This is a genomic window from Ensifer soli (assembly GCF_041928815.1).
Lineage (GTDB): Bacteria > Pseudomonadota > Alphaproteobacteria > Rhizobiales > Rhizobiaceae > JBHFEI01.
The window spans coordinates 22,355-36,408 of record NZ_JBHFEI010000023.1; the positions used below are offsets into that span (position 1 = coordinate 22,355).

A 14,054-nucleotide genomic window follows, 5' to 3' on the forward strand; every position below is an offset into this window, starting at 1 on the left:
CCGATTATTCCGCCGCAGCGCCATAGGCGATGTTGCGGCCGCCATAGCGCCGCACGCGGATGTTTGCCTGTTCGGCATGGCCGACAAAGCCCTCCAGCATGCAGAGGCGCGAGCAGTAACCGCCGATCTCGGCAGCCGCAGCATCGCTGACGACCCGTTGATAGGAATGGGTTTTGAGGAATTTCCCGACCCACAGACCGCCGGTGTAACGGCCGGCCTTCTTCGTCGGCAGCGTGTGGTTGGTGCCGATCACCTTGTCGCCATTGGCGACATTGGTGCGAGGGCCGAGGAAAAGCGCGCCATAGGAATGCATGTGTTCGAGGAACCAGTCATCCCGGTCGGTCATGACCTGCACATGTTCCGAAGCCATGTCGTTGGCGACGTCAAGCATCTCCTGGTAGGTGTCGCAGACGATGACCTCGCCATAGTCCCGCCACGAGACGGCTGCCGTTTCCGCCGTCGGCAGGATGGCGAGAAGGCGCTCTATCTGCAAGAGCGTCGCCCGCGCCAGGCGGTCGGAGATTGTCACCAGAACGGCCGGCGAATTGTATCCGTGCTCCGCCTGACCGAGCAGGTCGGTTGCGCAAAGCTCGGCGTCAACCGTTTCGTCGGCGATGACCATGGTTTCCGTGGGGCCGGCGAACAGATCGATGCCGACCCGGCCATAAAGCTGGCGCTTGGCTTCGGCGACATAGACATTGCCCGGCCCGACCAGCATATCGACCGGCTTGATCGTTCCGGTGCCGAGCGCCATGGCGCCGATCGCCTGCATGCCGCCGAGCAGATAGATCTCATGCGCTCCGCCCATATGCATGGCCGCGACGATGGCCGGGTGGGGTTCGCCCTTCTGGGGCGGCGCCGAGGCAACGATCCGGGGAACGCCGGCAACCGAGGCGGTCAGCACGGACATGTGCGCCGAGGCGACCATCGGAAACTTGCCGCCGGGAACATAGCATCCGACGGACTGCACCGGAATGTTACGATGGCCGAGAATGACACCGGGATAGGTTTCGACTTCCACATCCACCATCGAGGCCCGCTGGACTTCGGCAAAATTGCGGATCTGCGTCTGCGCGAAGGCGATGTCTGCCATGTCTCGCGCCGAGACTTTCGCGATCGCTGCTTCGATCTCCGAGGCAGAAAGCTGGTAGGATGGGCGCGAGACCTTGTCGAACCGTTCCGAGAGCTCGCTGATCGCCGCATCGCCCCGCGTTTCGATGTCCTTCAATGTGGCTTCGACGGTTGCGCGGACCTTTGCGTCGTCATCCGCCCGATCCGATGCGGGTTTTCCGGTCTTGAGGTGACGAACAGTCATGGTGCGCTCCTTCGCTTTCGCAAAAACGATAGCGCGCTGTTGCATTGCTATGCAAGTTTTCAGTATGCTTCTGAAAAATTTTCAGGGAGTGTGCCATGAAGCCCAGTGCCAAGCAGGTTGCGCATGTTGCAAACGTGTCCCTGTCGGCCGTTTCGCGCGCGTTTCTGCCGGGAGCGCCCCTCGAGGACGAAAAGCGCAAACGTATCCTCGCCGCCGCCGCCGAGCTCGGTTATGTCAGCCCGGCGCGCCGGACGGCGGAGGCGATCGCGGCGGGAACGGTCAGCCTTGTCACCGGCGATCTCGCCAACCCCTTCTATCCCCTTGTTCTCGATACATTGGCCAAAAGTCTGCAGGCCAAGGGGCAGCAGCTGCTCGTCTACGCGCTTCCTGAGGGGGCGACAGTCGATTCCGCGCTGGAGCCGGTGCTTGCTGCGCGCCCGAAGGCCGTCATCGTCACGTCCGCCCATCTCACATCCACCATGGCGCTGGCGTGCCGGCAGCACGGCATCCGCATCATCCTGCTCAACCGTATCCAGCACGATGTCCGCGTTGATGCGATCGCCTGCGACAACTATGCCGGCGGACGCGATGTGGCACAGCTGCTGATCGCCGCCGGTCGCCGCAAAATTGGGTTCATCGCCGGGCTGGCGACGACGTCGACCCATGTGGAGCGCGCGCGCGGGTTTCGCGACCGCTTGAATGAGGACAACCGTGACCTCCACGCCGAGGCCGACGGTGCGTTCAACTACGCCATCGCCTACGCGGCGGCGGAAGCGCTGCTGGCGACCCGCAATCCGCCGGACGCGCTGTTCTGCTGTAACGATCTGATGGCGCTGGCCGCGATCGATGCAGCGAAGCAACGGGGCATGTCCGTACCCGACGACCTCGCCATCGTCGGCTTCGACGATATCCCCATGGCCGCCTGGAATTCCTACCGGCTGACAACGATCCGGCAGCCGGTGCAGCGCATGGTGCAGGAAACGGTCGGCCTGATCGACGAGCCTCATCTGCCTCCGATCGGCGAAGGCGCCATCCGAACCCTGCCCGGCAAGCTGATCCTGAGAGCCAGCGCCTAGACCCCGGCTGCCCTGATGGTATCTGCGACGACATATAATGACCGCCATGGATTTCGTGTCATCCGAAAATAGCCAATGCAGTTGTCATCGCTCGGCATTTATGGATTGCTCCCTGAACCGCGCAGGCACGCGCGACAGCGGCGATGACGACGGCAGATGCGCCTTCTTCCAGACGAATGGTGACAGACCCGACGATGATCTCGGGACGGCTTGCCTTTTGATCGGCGGCTCCGAAACGGGTGGAGCAACGATCACCGCTGCAAACTCCACTGCATCCTTGGGCGCAGGCAGGACCAACTTGCCCTGACGCGCTATTGTTCGCCAGCTCGACAGGTGGTTTGGCTTCAGGCCATGCCGCTCTGCCACTTCATTGACCATCGCGCCGGGTCTCAAGCTCTCCGAAACGATCTGCGCCTTTACCTTATCAGACCAATGCCGATGAACCTCACGTGCAGACTTCCTCGTCGTGAGAACCTCCAATGTACTCTCCCTGGAGAAACTCCCGTTGCTCGTCCATGGAAAGGCGATCACAGATCAGGGCGACGAGGACAACGTGGGAATGAAACACCGGTTACGAACAGGACATCTTTGCCAAAACAGGTGTCTTTGCTTTCATTCGACAATATCGCGCTCGCAAACCGATGAAAGAGAACGAATTTTTCGGGACATGATCGGCAGTGATAGTCATTGGCAGAACACCAATACAATTCAATGGACTGGATCGGTGTTTCGCCGGGCTTACGCTATTTGGGGGGCGTCAGACGCGTTCAATGCCAATCTTCACTTCTCACCGTGCCGATGGAGCAGCGTCAGGCCGAAGACAACAAGCCCCAGCAGCGTGACGACAAACCCTGCCCAGGCGGCGGAGAGAAGACCGTAGCCAGCGCCGACCGCGACACTGCCTGACCAGGCGCCGATGGCATTGGCGACATTGAGAGATGCAAGGTTCATCGCACCCATCAGGCTCGGGGCTTCCGGTGCGAAATTCGTCAGCCGGACCTGGATGGTTGGGATTGCCGCCATCATGGCCGCACCGACGCCGAACATGGCGGGAAAGAACACTGCGGGATTGGCGCCGCCGACCGCCAGCGCAGCCAGGATCAGAAGCGTGCTGCCGAAACCGAGGACGATGCCGCGTGCAGGATAGAGATCGGCAAGCTTGCCACCGTAGATGTTGCCCGCCGTCATGCCGATACCGAACAGCGCCAGTGCGACAGGGATCATTTTAGGTGACAGCTTGACGACGTCGGTGACCAGCGGCGCGATGAAGGTGTAGACGGCGAAGATGCTCGAGATACCGAGAGCCGCGACGATCATCACGCCCCAGACCTGCAGCTTGCGAAGAGAGGAGACTTCCTGGATGACCGGAACCCCATCAAGCGCCTTGGTGCGCGGCACCCATTGGAATATTGCGCCGAAAGCGAGAAGCGAGAAGGCCGCCACGGCAAGATAGGTTTCGCGCCAGCCAATCGTCTGTCCCAGGAACGTTGCGAGAGGCGAACCGGAGATCGTCGCGACGGTCAACCCGGTCATGACGATGGCGAAAGCTTTACCGGCCTGCCCCGGTCCGACGATATAGGAGGCGACGACAGCACCAGCTCCGAAATATGCGCCCTGCGGCATGCCGCTGATGAAGCGAGCTACCATAAAGAAATCGAGGTTCGTTGCCATGGCCGAGAGCACGTTGCCAGCGATGAATAGGCCCATGAGAGCCAGAAGCAGGGTGCGGCGATTGAGGCGGGCTGCGGCGAGGGTCACGAGCGGTGCACCAATGACGACACCAAAAGCGTAGGCGGCGATCGCACTGGTCGCGTCTGGGATGCTGACGCCGAGGCTCTTCGAGAACAGTTGGATGATGCCCATGCTGGCGAATTCCGAAGTTCCAATTGAGAAACTGCCGAGAGCCAATGCCAGCAGGGTCAGATTGCGGGAGCGCGCGCCGTCGGTTGGCGCCGGGACGTAGCTGTTGGCGTGCGAAGCGATTTCCATGATGATGATCCTTTCCAAAACCGTGTGGGGAACAGTCTCTTGCGGAACTCATGTCCGGCTGCGCTGCTCTGAAGATTAGATCTCACATCGGATGCGTGATCAGTAGACAGCGCTTATTCCCAGCATTTGAGAAAGAATTTCACAAAATCCGGCCAACCCTTGTCACAATATTTGAGAGTCTGGCCTACATATCAAGCGATGCATAGGCGGAAGCTTGCTAAGAATTACCGATCTCGGTGAACTCAGATCACAGGTTTGGAAATGGATAACCGCGCAGGCGAAATGATGGTGTTCGTTCGGGTGGTGGAAGCGGGAAGCTTTTCCGAAGCGGCGCGGCTTATGCTGATGACGCCGTCGACGGTCTCGAAGCTGATCGCGCGGCTAGAATCCAGACTGGGGGTGCGATTGATCGAGCGCTCGACGCGGCGATTGGTTCTGACCGAAGAAGGTCAGTTTTACTACGAGCGCAGCCAGGCGATGCTCGCTCAGCTCGATGAGACCGAGCAGCAGATCGCGCACGGAGGAGCAGAGGCCGAAGGCGTTGTCCGCATCACCTCGTCGGTGAGCTTCGGCACGACAGCCGTGGAACCGATCCTGCCGGCGTTTTTCGAAGCCTATCCAAATGTGATCGTCGATCTGTCGCTCTCGGACGAGGTTGTCGATCTCTATCTCGACCGGACGGATATTGCGATCCGTGTCGGCAAGCTTCCCGATTCCAACCTAATGGCGCGCAAGATTGGCGAGACCAAGCGGTGCATCGTCGCTTCACCCGCATATCTGGAACGCCACGGCACGCCGACGACGCCAGAAGAGCTGGTCAACCACAATTGCCTCGGCTTCAATTTCCGCCGCTCAATGCCGGTCTGGCCGATGCGCGAAGGCGGAAGGATCGTCGAGCGCATGCTGAGCGGCTCGCTGCTCGTCAACAATGGCGACACCTTGCGCAGGATGGCAATCGCAGGCGTCGGTATCATCCGGCTTGCTGACTATCATCTGCGCGGACCAATCGAGCGCGGTGAACTGGTCGAGCTTCTGGCGGACAGCGATATCGGCGTCGTGGACGAGGTTCACGCGCTTTATCGTGGCTCACAATTCCTGCCGGCCCGTGTCCGCGCGTTTCTGGACTTCTCAGTTCCCCGGATGCAGAAATTCTTGCAGCCGCGTTAAAAAATCCAGGCCGGCCGAGGCGCTATGGTGTCCCGGCCGGCAGAAGCATTCATGCGTTGGTTCAACCTTCGATCGGAAGCGGAGCTTCCGAATTGACGAGACCGCCATCACGGAGTTCGCGCCAAAAATCCGAAGGGATGGTTTCCCGCAGGGCTGCGCCGTCTTCGGCGATCCGAGCCGGGCGGCTGGCACCCGGAATGACGGCGGCTACGGCCGGGTTGGCCAGCGCGAACTGCAAGCCCGCAGCCTTCATCGAAATGCCGTGGCGATCGGCGATCGCCTTGATCGCGGCGACCTTGGCCAGGATCTCCGGCGTCGCCGACGCGTATTCGAAGTTCGGGCCACCGACAAGTGCGCCGGAGCTATAAGGCCCGCCTGCGACGATCCCAAGGCCACGCTCGGCCATTTGAGGCATCACGCGTTGCAGGGCGCGGTCGTGATCAAGAAGCGAATACCGCCCGGCTAGCAGAAAACCGTCCGGCCGGGGTTCATCCAGCGCCAGCAGCAGCTCGATCGGCTCGACCTTGTTGACACCGAGACCCCAGGCCTTGATGACGCCCTCGTCGCGCATCCGGTCGAGCGCACGGAATGCCCCTTTGCGTGCCTCCTCAAACCTGCCGAGCCATTCGTCACCGTAGAAATCCTGTGCGATGTCATGGACCCAGGCGATATCGATATAGTCGGTCTTGAGACGCTTCAGACTGTCTTCGATCGAGCGATAGGTCGCATCCTCGGTATAGTCGTTAACGATCTTGTTTGGCAGGCCATATTTGAAAACGTCGCCCTTCTCGCCGAGATCGCGGGCGCTGACATCCTCGACCTCGTCCAGGATCAGGCGGCCGACCTTCGTGCTGATGACATACTGATCACGCGGCTTGCCAGCGAGCGCCTTTCCCATACGGATCTCGGCAAGACCGGCGCCATAAAACGGCGCATTGTCATAATAGCGAATGCCGTCTTCCCATGCGGCCTCGACTGTTGCCAGCGCTTCCTGCTCGGGAATATCGCGAAACATATTGCCGAGTGGTGCCGCGCCAAAGCCGAGCTTGCCGGGCAGAATATCCTTGAGAGCCATTGTCCTATCCTTCCGCGTCGATATGGTTGAAACAGGTCTGTTCCTGTTGACCAAGAAGATGGAGAAACCAGCACCACGCCGGTAGCCGGCGGGTGTTCGCAGGATCTTCGAAGGAAATTCACAGATGGCGCTGATGGCCAAGTTGGGGATTCGATAGGAGTTTGGCTCTTCCTCGACATCAGAAGGCGGCGATGAGCCAGCCGATTACAGAAACCGCCATCCGTAATTGGCCTCTTTTCGACTGCTCCCCACAGCAAGTTTGTTGCCCTTACAACAAGACCCGGCTTGAACAAATTGTCCGAATGACTGGGCCATTGGTTCCGAGGCTTTCAAGAGCTTAAGTTGCGGCTAATAGGTGCGGACTGGAAGCAGTGAAAGATGATGGCGAGGTGGTTTTCCCTCACGCGTTAACTAGCTCACGCCGTTTTTCGTCGCGATACAAGGCGCGATAACGCCCAGGCGATTCACCGAGGATGCGGCGGAAGCCGGCTGCAAAAGCACTATCGGACGCGTAGCCAAGCGACTGGGCAATCCGTGGCAGCGGCTCGTTGCCACGCCGCAGCCGGGCGGCCGCAAGCCGCATCCGCCATCCCACGAGATAGTCTATCGGGGATGATCCGACGGTGGTGCGAAATCTTTCGGCAAAGCCGGAGCGGGATTGGCCAGCGAAAGACGCCAGTGCCTCTACTGTCCAGCGACGCGATGGATCAGCGTGGATTGCCCGCAGCGCCGGCGCCAGACGGGCATCCGCAAGGCCCGCGAGCCAGCCGGGATGCTGTGATGTCTGGCGCGCCATATAGGCACGCAGGACATGAATAAACACCAGCCGCAGCAAGTCGTTGCAAGCGATACGAGCGCCCGGAGCGGCATTGTTCCATTCCATATCCAGTTGTTCGAGCAGCCAGCCAATCGGTCCAGTCTCTTCGTGGTCGATCACCATGACAGGCGGCAAGGCGTCGGTCAGGAGTGACCCGTCGACGGTGTCGAGACTGACGCTGCCGCCGAGGAGAACGAAATCCCGACCAACGCCCACCGATACATCGAGATTGCCGCCTGCGAACACCTCTGCCGCCGTCATCGGTTTCACGTCCGGATCGCTGCAAAGCGTAAACGCCTTTCCACTGACCACAAGACAATCGCCGGCTTCAATGCGCAACGGCGCCTCCCCCTGCGAGATCAGCCAGGCACCGCCTTCGCGGATCGCATTAAACTTCAGGTAGCCCGGTGGAGGAAAAGCAACGGACCATGAGCCACCTGCCGCGAAACGCACGGAGAAAAGCGCCTGCGCATCGATGGCGCTGAGCACGTCGGACAGGGGATCCTGAATGTTTTGGACGATCACGACAGAAATCCGGATCCTGCAGGCTGGGGGCTCTGAGAAGCTACCCGATATAGGGGAGGGACACCAGAGCCACAAAATGAAGGAGCAACAACATGTCCGAACAGAAACCAGTTGGATCTCGTTTCAATGGGGCCAGCACGGCACGCGAGGTCACCGAGGGCATTGACCTTTCCGGCAAGACGGCGATTGTCACCGGCGGTTATTCCGGTCTCGGCATTGAGACGACGCGGGCGCTGGCTGGTGCGGGCACTCACGTCATCGTACCGGCCCGAAATCGAGAAAAGGCTGAACGCACGCTCGCCGGTATCGACAATGTTATTATTGAAGCGATGGATCTTGCGGATCCCGCATCGGTTGCCGCCTTTGCCGGCAGAATCGTTGCGGCGGGCATGCCGATCTCAATTCTGGTCAACAGCGCCGGTATCATGGCAACGCCGCTTGCACGCGATCAGGACGGCCACGAAAGCCAGTTCGCCAGCAATCATCTTGGCCATTTCCGGCTGGTTGCAGGTCTGTAGCCGGCTCTTGTCAACGCAGCCGGCGCGCGGGTGACCTCGGTGTCGTCGCGCGGGCATCAAATCAGCCCAGTCGATTTCGACGATATCGATTTAAGGACGCGCTCCTATGACAAGTGGCAGGCCTATGGCCAAGCGAAGACGGCAAATGCTCCGTTCGCGGTGGAACTCGATCGCCGCGGAGCCAAGCTTGGCGTGCAGGCATTTCCTTGCATCCTTGCGTCATCCTGACCGATCTCGCCCGCCATCTTACCGAAGACGAGATCAACTCTTTTGATGTCTACGATGAGAACGGCAATCGTCGGGTAGACCCGGCGCGAGACCTCAAAACGCCGGAACAGGGCGCAGCAACAAGCGTTTGGGCAGCTACGCGACCTAAACTCCACGGTATTGGCGGCGTCTACTGCGAAGATTGCGAAATCGCTCTGCCGCAGGCGGAGACGGATGGGACCAGAGGTGTGGCGCCTTGGGCCATGGATCCACAGGCTGCTGAACGGCTCTGGCTGCTTTCGGAGCATTTAACCGGCTTGCCAGTGGGTGATCGTCGAGGCTGAACGGATATCGGCACACGAGCGCTTTTTGCGGTGTCGGCAGGCGAGGCCTTCGGGCAGTCGATGACATGCTACGTCCAGATGTCACTCGGTATCACGAAGTGATAAAACGGTGGCTCACCTTCATAAAACTACTGACGTGGTCAATGCGGATTATGCCGTCTGTCTGTGGGAGACGGTGACGCGGATAGTCGCATCGCCGGTGTAGTTGGCGCAGCCTGCCGGACCTTTGCGCGGCTCGGCAGGTTACCTCCTTCCGGAGTTTTGCGGGCCCGATCAAGCCTTGGCTGCAACCGGAAGCCTCAATGGCGCCCCGAGGCGGTTGAACGCGTTCATCGCAGCGATCGTGATCGTCAGATCGACGAGCTCCTTCGGTTCGAAAGCGGCGGCGGCGGCGGCATAGGCCTCGTCGGAGGCATGGGTCTGGCTAACATTTGTGACTTCTTCAGCCCAGGCCAGTGCTGCTCGTTCCTGCTCGCTGAACAGGTGAGGCACCTCGTCCCAGACCGGCAGCAGCGTGATTTTGTCGACGGACATCGTCTTGCGCAGATCGCGACTATGCATGTCGATGCAATGGGCGCAGCCGTTAATCTGCGACACGCGCAGGAAGACGAGATGAATAAGCTCTTCGGGCAGGTTCGTTTTCTTCGTGACGTAATGATGGACTCCGGAGAGCGCCTTTGCGCCGTCGGGAGCGACTTCGGACCAGTTCACGCGGGGCATATCGTTTTCCTTTCTGGTGGACGCGGTTCTCCGTTCGCCGGGGAAACCGTCGTTGCTTGTGAAGTAGCTGAAGGGGGAAGTCTGGTAGGTAGCGCTACGGCTTCCGCTGCGTCGTCAGGGCAGTGTCATCGGTGTCTATGACGAAGACGGCGAGCACCTTCGCCGGTTCGGTCTTGCTGGCATTGGCGCTAACGTCATGGCGGTCGCCCGGCAGCTCGGTGAAGTTCTGGCCGGCGGTAAAGGTTTTCGGTTCGCCACCGTTCACGGCGCTTAGGATTGTGCCTTCGAGGACAGTTGCGTAGATCAACGCGGACTTTGCATGCGTGGGGGCGGAACTGTAGCCGCCGGGGCGGTATTCAACGAAGACGCCCTTCATGCTCTTGCCGGGGACGTCCGGGAGGGGCGCTCGTAAACCAGCGTCACCTTGGCGTCCTTCGTGTCGTATGCAAGTGCAGGCTTGGCGACGTCATGAGTGGAAGCTGTGGCCAAAGAGACCGCAAGTGCCGTAGCGGCATAGAGGATGGTTTTCATCATTCTTTCCTTCCTATGTTCTGAGCCACTCGGCAATCGTGATCGTGCCCTTGATGTACTCTCCGCCGGGGACCAATGAGCCGGTGACCACGGGAGCGCCGAAGTAGTCGACGGCCGCGTCGGCTTTGACTGGACGAGCGTCGCCCTTGGCATCGAGATAGGTGCGGATAAAGGATTTGAATGGTGCCAGTTCAGGGTCGGCAAGATCGACGGATCCGTTTTTCGGTTCGCCGAGCGCGGCTTCCACCAAAGCCGCGGCGACATCGTCGGCCGCGATCGGTTGGAAGTCAATGTCCGGCACTTTCACCGCGCCGTCGGCTGCATAGGCGCCGTTTAGGGTTTCGATAAACTCATGGAACTGCGTTGCCCGGACGATGGTAAAGGCCTGGCCCGAGGACGCGACGGCCTCTTCCTGCGCCAGCTTTCCTGCCATGTAAGGATTGGCCGCAAGCTGGTCGGCATTAACGATCGAGAGGACGACGTGATGGCGCACGCTCGCGGCTCGTTCGGCGCTCGTCAAGTTCCGGCTGGACGTCCCGAAGAAGTCGGTGATGGCGTCCTTGTCGAAGGACATCATGTTCGACACGTCGATGACGGCGTCGGCGTCCGTGAGGGCGGCTTCCAGTCCTTCTCCCGTATAGGCGTTGATGCCGTTGCGTGAGCTTGCAACGACCGCTTCATGGCCGGCGTCCTGCAGCAGCTTCACTGCCTTCGAGCCGATCAGGCCCGTGCCGCCGATGACGACGACCTTCTTCATCTTGGTCATGGGTGCTTTCTCCTATGACGAGGCGCGATTGCCTGTCTTGCGTTCGTGGAGTTCCAGGAAGGCGCATCCGCGGGCGGCGATACCGCCGTCGTCGTCTGCGCCGAGATCCGCCAGAAGGTCCGCGACGGACACCTTGGCGAGTTCTGCGCGATAGGCTTTCTCAGCGTTCAGCATCGCGGCGTTGATCTGGCAGGGCTTGGTGAAGTAGCGCTGCGGCAGAGGGTTCGGTCCCCGCTGACGGATCTCGGCACAGCGGAAGGCCGGAGCCGGTCCCTCGATTGCCAGGACGATGTCGAGAAGGCTAATATCCCTCGACGCCTTAGCCAGCCGATATCCACCCTTTGGACCCGGCGTCGTTGCGACGACCCCGGCGCCCGACAGCGCCTGCAGATGCTTCAAAAGATAGCTCGTCGATACACCGTGGAGTTCGGCGAGTGCTGCTGCAGACAGCACGCCGTCTTCCGAAAGCCCAGCCAGGAATGCCGTGCAGTGGATGGCTTGCTCTACGCCTTCGCTCAGTTTCATGGTGCATCTCCAAATCGTAGATATAAATTATCCATGATTAGTTTCGATATCAATCCCGGATTCGTGGGTCTGAAGTCTGAAATGAGATCAGGAAACGGACCTCCGGCGGCCGGGCGCTTCGTCATAGTGTTGGTTATCTGTTCGCAAATTCTCGGGCGGCTTGAATAAACGCACTGAATGCAGCTGGCGGGTTCTTCCTTCCGGGATAGTACAGCGCCAGAGGAGCCAGCGTCGGCGTCCAGTCCTCCAGGACGCGCACAAGCCTGCCCGCCGCAATTTCCTCGCGCACGTCCGGCTCCATGACATATCCGAGGCCGACCCCGTTTTGCGCCGCAATATTGACCAGGCTTGGCTCGTCCAACGTTATCGAACCCTGAACGTCGATCTGGACGGCGTTCCCGTCCTTCTCAAATTTCCATCGGAAGAGCGCGTTGTTCGGAAGACGGGCGCGGATGCAGCGAAACCGGTAGAGGTCGGTTGGTACCATCGGCGTGCCATGGTTGCGAAGGAATTCTGGCGACGCGACGACCGCATTGCTGCGCGTCAGGCCTAGAGGCACGGCGATCATATCAGCCGGGACCAGGTCAGCGGGCCTGAGGCCAAGGTCGAAACCGGCCGCGACGATATCGACAATCCGTCCCTCTGTGACCATGTCGACATGCACCTGGGGATAACGCTGCAAGAAGGAGAGGATTAGCGGCTCCATCACTTCCCGAGCTGCCGTCGCAAACGCGTTGATGCGTAGCGTGCCGGTCGGAATTTCCTGAAGGGACTGAGCGGCGAGCATCGCATCGTGGATGTCGGTCATCGCTGGGCCGACCCGTTCGACGAAGGTCTTTCCCGCATCGGTCAGCGAGACGCTTCTCGTTGTCCGGTTGAACAGGCGGATGCCGAGGCGCTGTTCGAGTTTTGCGATGGAATTGCTCAACGCTGTCGTTGAAATCCCGAGATCGAGGGCGGCGGCTCTGAAGGAGCCCAGGCGGGCGATGCTAAGAACGGCATCAAGGTCAGCAAGAACGGATCGAGTCATTGTCCCTCTTTTCGTGATGTTGCATCCTCTTTTATCCCGCTTATCCAGTCAATGAGATTGATCTACCTGTCAGTCAGCCGATCTCGAAGGGAGATCGAACAAGAGCCGGATGGCTCAGACAGGACCGGGAGAAATCGAATGACAATCAAACTACCCAAAGCAATCGAAGCCTATTTCGAGGCAGACCGGACTGGCAGCCCGAATGCGATCGCGGCCACATTCGCTGAGAACGGGGTCGTCAAGGACAAGGGGAAGACGCATAAGGGGCGCGAAGCCATTCGCGCGTGGATGGCTGATGAGGCGCAGCAATACAGCTACACCATCGAGCCCTTCTTGATCGCCACCGAGAACGGAAAGACCCAGGTAACGGCGCACGCGGCTGGCGACTTTCCAGGCAGCCCGATCGATCTGCGGTTCTTCTTTGTCCTTGCAAACGACAAGGTCGCCGAACTGGAGATCACCGTATGACACAGTTTTTCGACCTAAAGGACCGTCGCGCCTTGATCACCGGTGGGACTTCGGGTGCAGGCGCTGCAACCGTGGCGTTGTTCAAGGAGCTCGGCGCCCGCGTGCTGACCACGGCCCGCAAGAAGCCGGAGGACTTCTCCGGCGCGACGTTCGTCGAAGCCGATCTGACGACCGTGGATGGCGTCCGAACCGTCGTTGACGCCGTCCACCGGGGGCTTGGAGGGCTCGATATCCTTGTAAACGTGCTGGGCGGCTCTTCGGCCCCTTCGGGCGGTTTTGCAGCGCTGACCGACGAAGAGTGGGAAAAGGAGTTCAACCTCAACTTCTTCCCGGCAGTCAGGCTGGATCGTGCTCTAATCCCCGGCATGGTTGCCCAGGGAAGTGGGGTCGTCATTCACGTGACCTCGATCCAGAGAAACCTCCCGCTACCGGAAGCGACGACTGGCTACGCTTCAGCCAAGGGCGCGCTTAACACCTACAGCAAGAGCATCTCCAAGGAGGTTTCTCCGAAAGGTGTGCGGGTGGTGCGGGTTTCGCCCGGCTGGATCGCCGATCCAGGCGCAAACGGTCTGGCCTTGCGCATCGCCGAGCAAGCCGGCATCGAGTACGATGCCGCAGTGCAGGTGATCATGAACTCGCTCGGTGGCATACCGCTCGGGCGGCCGGCAAAACCGGAAGAGGTCGCCGACCTCATCGCGTTCCTGGCTTCGGACCGCGCGTCGTCCATCACAGGGACTGAACACGTGATCGACGGCGGGACTGTCCCGACCGCTTGATCTCGCCATCAAATGTTCGCGCAGATCGGCGGGTGCGTCCCACCAGCCGGTCTGCGAGTCGATCTCGCCATGAACACGTGCACGTCTTGTTCTCCTACCGTTTCGTGGTTGGAAAACGGGGCCAATATACTAGGGTCAGGACCTATTAATTTGCAATGAGGCAAGGGGTGTGATTGAGGATGGCAAAGGAATTTGCCATGTCTCA

13 protein-coding genes and 2 pseudogenes are annotated in these 14,054 nt (G+C 60.1%); 5 read left to right on the forward strand and 10 right to left on the reverse strand.

The genetic code is table 11. The features are described from left to right. Positions 1-4 precede the first annotated feature (4 nt). Entirely contained in the window at positions 5-1,315 is a 1,311-nt protein-coding gene (hisD, locus tag ACEVQ6_RS21845; RefSeq protein WP_374891160.1) for a histidinol dehydrogenase, read from the reverse strand. 95 nt (positions 1,316-1,410) lie between these two features. Between hisD and ACEVQ6_RS21850 the strand changes: the two genes are divergently transcribed. Beyond that, positions 1,411-2,391: a LacI family DNA-binding transcriptional regulator gene (locus ACEVQ6_RS21850; RefSeq protein WP_374891161.1), complete on the forward strand. Its 981-nt coding sequence runs from the start codon at positions 1,411-1,413 to the stop codon at positions 2,389-2,391. Between the two features lie 84 nt (positions 2,392-2,475). Here the strand turns inward: ACEVQ6_RS21850 and ACEVQ6_RS21855 are convergent, their stop codons facing one another. Continuing rightward, positions 2,476-2,871 carry a transposase gene (locus tag ACEVQ6_RS21855; protein WP_374891162.1) on the reverse strand — a complete coding sequence of 132 codons (396 nt, stop codon included), beginning with the start codon at positions 2,869-2,871 and terminating at the stop codon, positions 2,476-2,478. Positions 2,872-3,171: 300 nt separating this feature from the next. Next, positions 3,172-4,380: an MFS transporter gene (locus tag ACEVQ6_RS21860; RefSeq protein ID WP_374891163.1), complete on the reverse strand. Its 1,209-nt coding sequence runs from the start codon at positions 4,378-4,380 to the stop codon at positions 3,172-3,174. Between the two features lie 261 nt (positions 4,381-4,641). On the opposite strand from ACEVQ6_RS21860, the gene ACEVQ6_RS21865 reads away from it, so the two are divergent. Continuing rightward, positions 4,642-5,547, forward strand: a complete 906-nt coding sequence (locus ACEVQ6_RS21865; protein WP_374891164.1) for a LysR family transcriptional regulator — start codon at positions 4,642-4,644, stop codon at positions 5,545-5,547. A 61-nt stretch (positions 5,548-5,608) separates the two neighbouring features. Here ACEVQ6_RS21865 and ACEVQ6_RS21870 read toward each other — a convergent pair whose 3' ends face one another. Beyond that, positions 5,609-6,622, reverse strand: a complete 1,014-nt coding sequence (locus ACEVQ6_RS21870) for an aldo/keto reductase (protein ID WP_374891165.1) — start codon at positions 6,620-6,622, stop codon at positions 5,609-5,611. Between the two features lie 400 nt (positions 6,623-7,022). Further along, a complete protein-coding gene (locus tag ACEVQ6_RS21875; RefSeq protein ID WP_374891166.1) occupies positions 7,023-7,964 on the reverse strand; it encodes an AraC family transcriptional regulator in 942 nt (313 codons plus the stop codon). 92 nt (positions 7,965-8,056) lie between these two features. On the opposite strand from ACEVQ6_RS21875, the pseudogene ACEVQ6_RS21880 reads away from it, so the two are divergent. Then, a pseudogene (locus ACEVQ6_RS21880) lies at positions 8,057-9,033 on the forward strand (oxidoreductase). A 273-nt stretch (positions 9,034-9,306) separates the two neighbouring features. Here the strand turns inward: ACEVQ6_RS21880 and ACEVQ6_RS21885 are convergent. The 5 genes and pseudogenes from ACEVQ6_RS21885 to ACEVQ6_RS21905 form a co-directional block, all read right to left on the reverse strand. Continuing rightward, positions 9,307-9,753: a carboxymuconolactone decarboxylase family protein gene (locus tag ACEVQ6_RS21885; protein ID WP_374891167.1), complete on the reverse strand. Its 447-nt coding sequence runs from the start codon at positions 9,751-9,753 to the stop codon at positions 9,307-9,309. A gap of 94 nt (positions 9,754-9,847) precedes the next feature. Continuing rightward, positions 9,848-10,284, reverse strand: a pseudogene (locus ACEVQ6_RS21890) (cupin domain-containing protein). A 13-nt stretch (positions 10,285-10,297) separates the two neighbouring features. Further along, positions 10,298-11,050: an SDR family oxidoreductase gene (locus ACEVQ6_RS21895; RefSeq protein ID WP_374891168.1), complete on the reverse strand. Its 753-nt coding sequence runs from the start codon at positions 11,048-11,050 to the stop codon at positions 10,298-10,300. Between the two features lie 12 nt (positions 11,051-11,062). Continuing rightward, the gene (locus ACEVQ6_RS21900) at positions 11,063-11,575 is read right to left on the reverse strand and encodes an RrF2 family transcriptional regulator (RefSeq protein ID WP_374891169.1); all 513 of its coding nucleotides are present in this window, start codon (positions 11,573-11,575) and stop codon (positions 11,063-11,065) included. A 133-nt stretch (positions 11,576-11,708) separates the two neighbouring features. Continuing rightward, positions 11,709-12,605: a LysR family transcriptional regulator gene (locus tag ACEVQ6_RS21905; protein WP_374891170.1), complete on the reverse strand. Its 897-nt coding sequence runs from the start codon at positions 12,603-12,605 to the stop codon at positions 11,709-11,711. Positions 12,606-12,743: 138 nt separating this feature from the next. Between ACEVQ6_RS21905 and ACEVQ6_RS21910 the strand changes: the two genes are divergently transcribed. Both ACEVQ6_RS21910 and ACEVQ6_RS21915 read left to right on the forward strand, forming a co-directional pair. Beyond that, positions 12,744-13,073 carry a nuclear transport factor 2 family protein gene (locus tag ACEVQ6_RS21910; protein ID WP_374891171.1) on the forward strand — a complete coding sequence of 110 codons (330 nt, stop codon included), beginning with the start codon at positions 12,744-12,746 and terminating at the stop codon, positions 13,071-13,073. Continuing rightward, a complete protein-coding gene (locus ACEVQ6_RS21915; RefSeq protein ID WP_374891172.1) occupies positions 13,070-13,849 on the forward strand; it encodes an SDR family oxidoreductase in 780 nt (259 codons plus the stop codon). Before ACEVQ6_RS21910 ends, ACEVQ6_RS21915 begins: the two co-directional genes overlap by 4 nt. Positions 13,850-14,054: the final 205 nt, after the last annotated feature.

Coding starts and splice junctions, on each gene's coding strand:
- hisD (WP_374891160.1), bottom strand. CDS start 1,315: ATGACTGTTCGTCACCTCAAGACCGGAAAACCCGCATCGGATCGGGCG.
- ACEVQ6_RS21910 (WP_374891171.1), top strand. CDS start 12,744: ATGACAATCAAACTACCCAAAGCAATCGAAGCCTATTTCGAGGCAGAC.
- ACEVQ6_RS21905 (WP_374891170.1), bottom strand. CDS start 12,605: ATGACTCGATCCGTTCTTGCTGACCTTGATGCCGTTCTTAGCATCGCC.
- ACEVQ6_RS21885 (WP_374891167.1), bottom strand. CDS start 9,753: ATGCCCCGCGTGAACTGGTCCGAAGTCGCTCCCGACGGCGCAAAGGCG.
- ACEVQ6_RS21850 (WP_374891161.1), top strand. CDS start 1,411: ATGAAGCCCAGTGCCAAGCAGGTTGCGCATGTTGCAAACGTGTCCCTG.
- ACEVQ6_RS21900 (WP_374891169.1), bottom strand. CDS start 11,575: ATGAAACTGAGCGAAGGCGTAGAGCAAGCCATCCACTGCACGGCATTC.
- ACEVQ6_RS21870 (WP_374891165.1), bottom strand. CDS start 6,622: ATGGCTCTCAAGGATATTCTGCCCGGCAAGCTCGGCTTTGGCGCGGCA.
- ACEVQ6_RS21915 (WP_374891172.1), top strand. CDS start 13,070: ATGACACAGTTTTTCGACCTAAAGGACCGTCGCGCCTTGATCACCGGT.
- ACEVQ6_RS21895 (WP_374891168.1), bottom strand. CDS start 11,050: ATGACCAAGATGAAGAAGGTCGTCGTCATCGGCGGCACGGGCCTGATC.
- ACEVQ6_RS21860 (WP_374891163.1), bottom strand. CDS start 4,380: ATGGAAATCGCTTCGCACGCCAACAGCTACGTCCCGGCGCCAACCGAC.
- ACEVQ6_RS21865 (WP_374891164.1), top strand. CDS start 4,642: ATGGATAACCGCGCAGGCGAAATGATGGTGTTCGTTCGGGTGGTGGAA.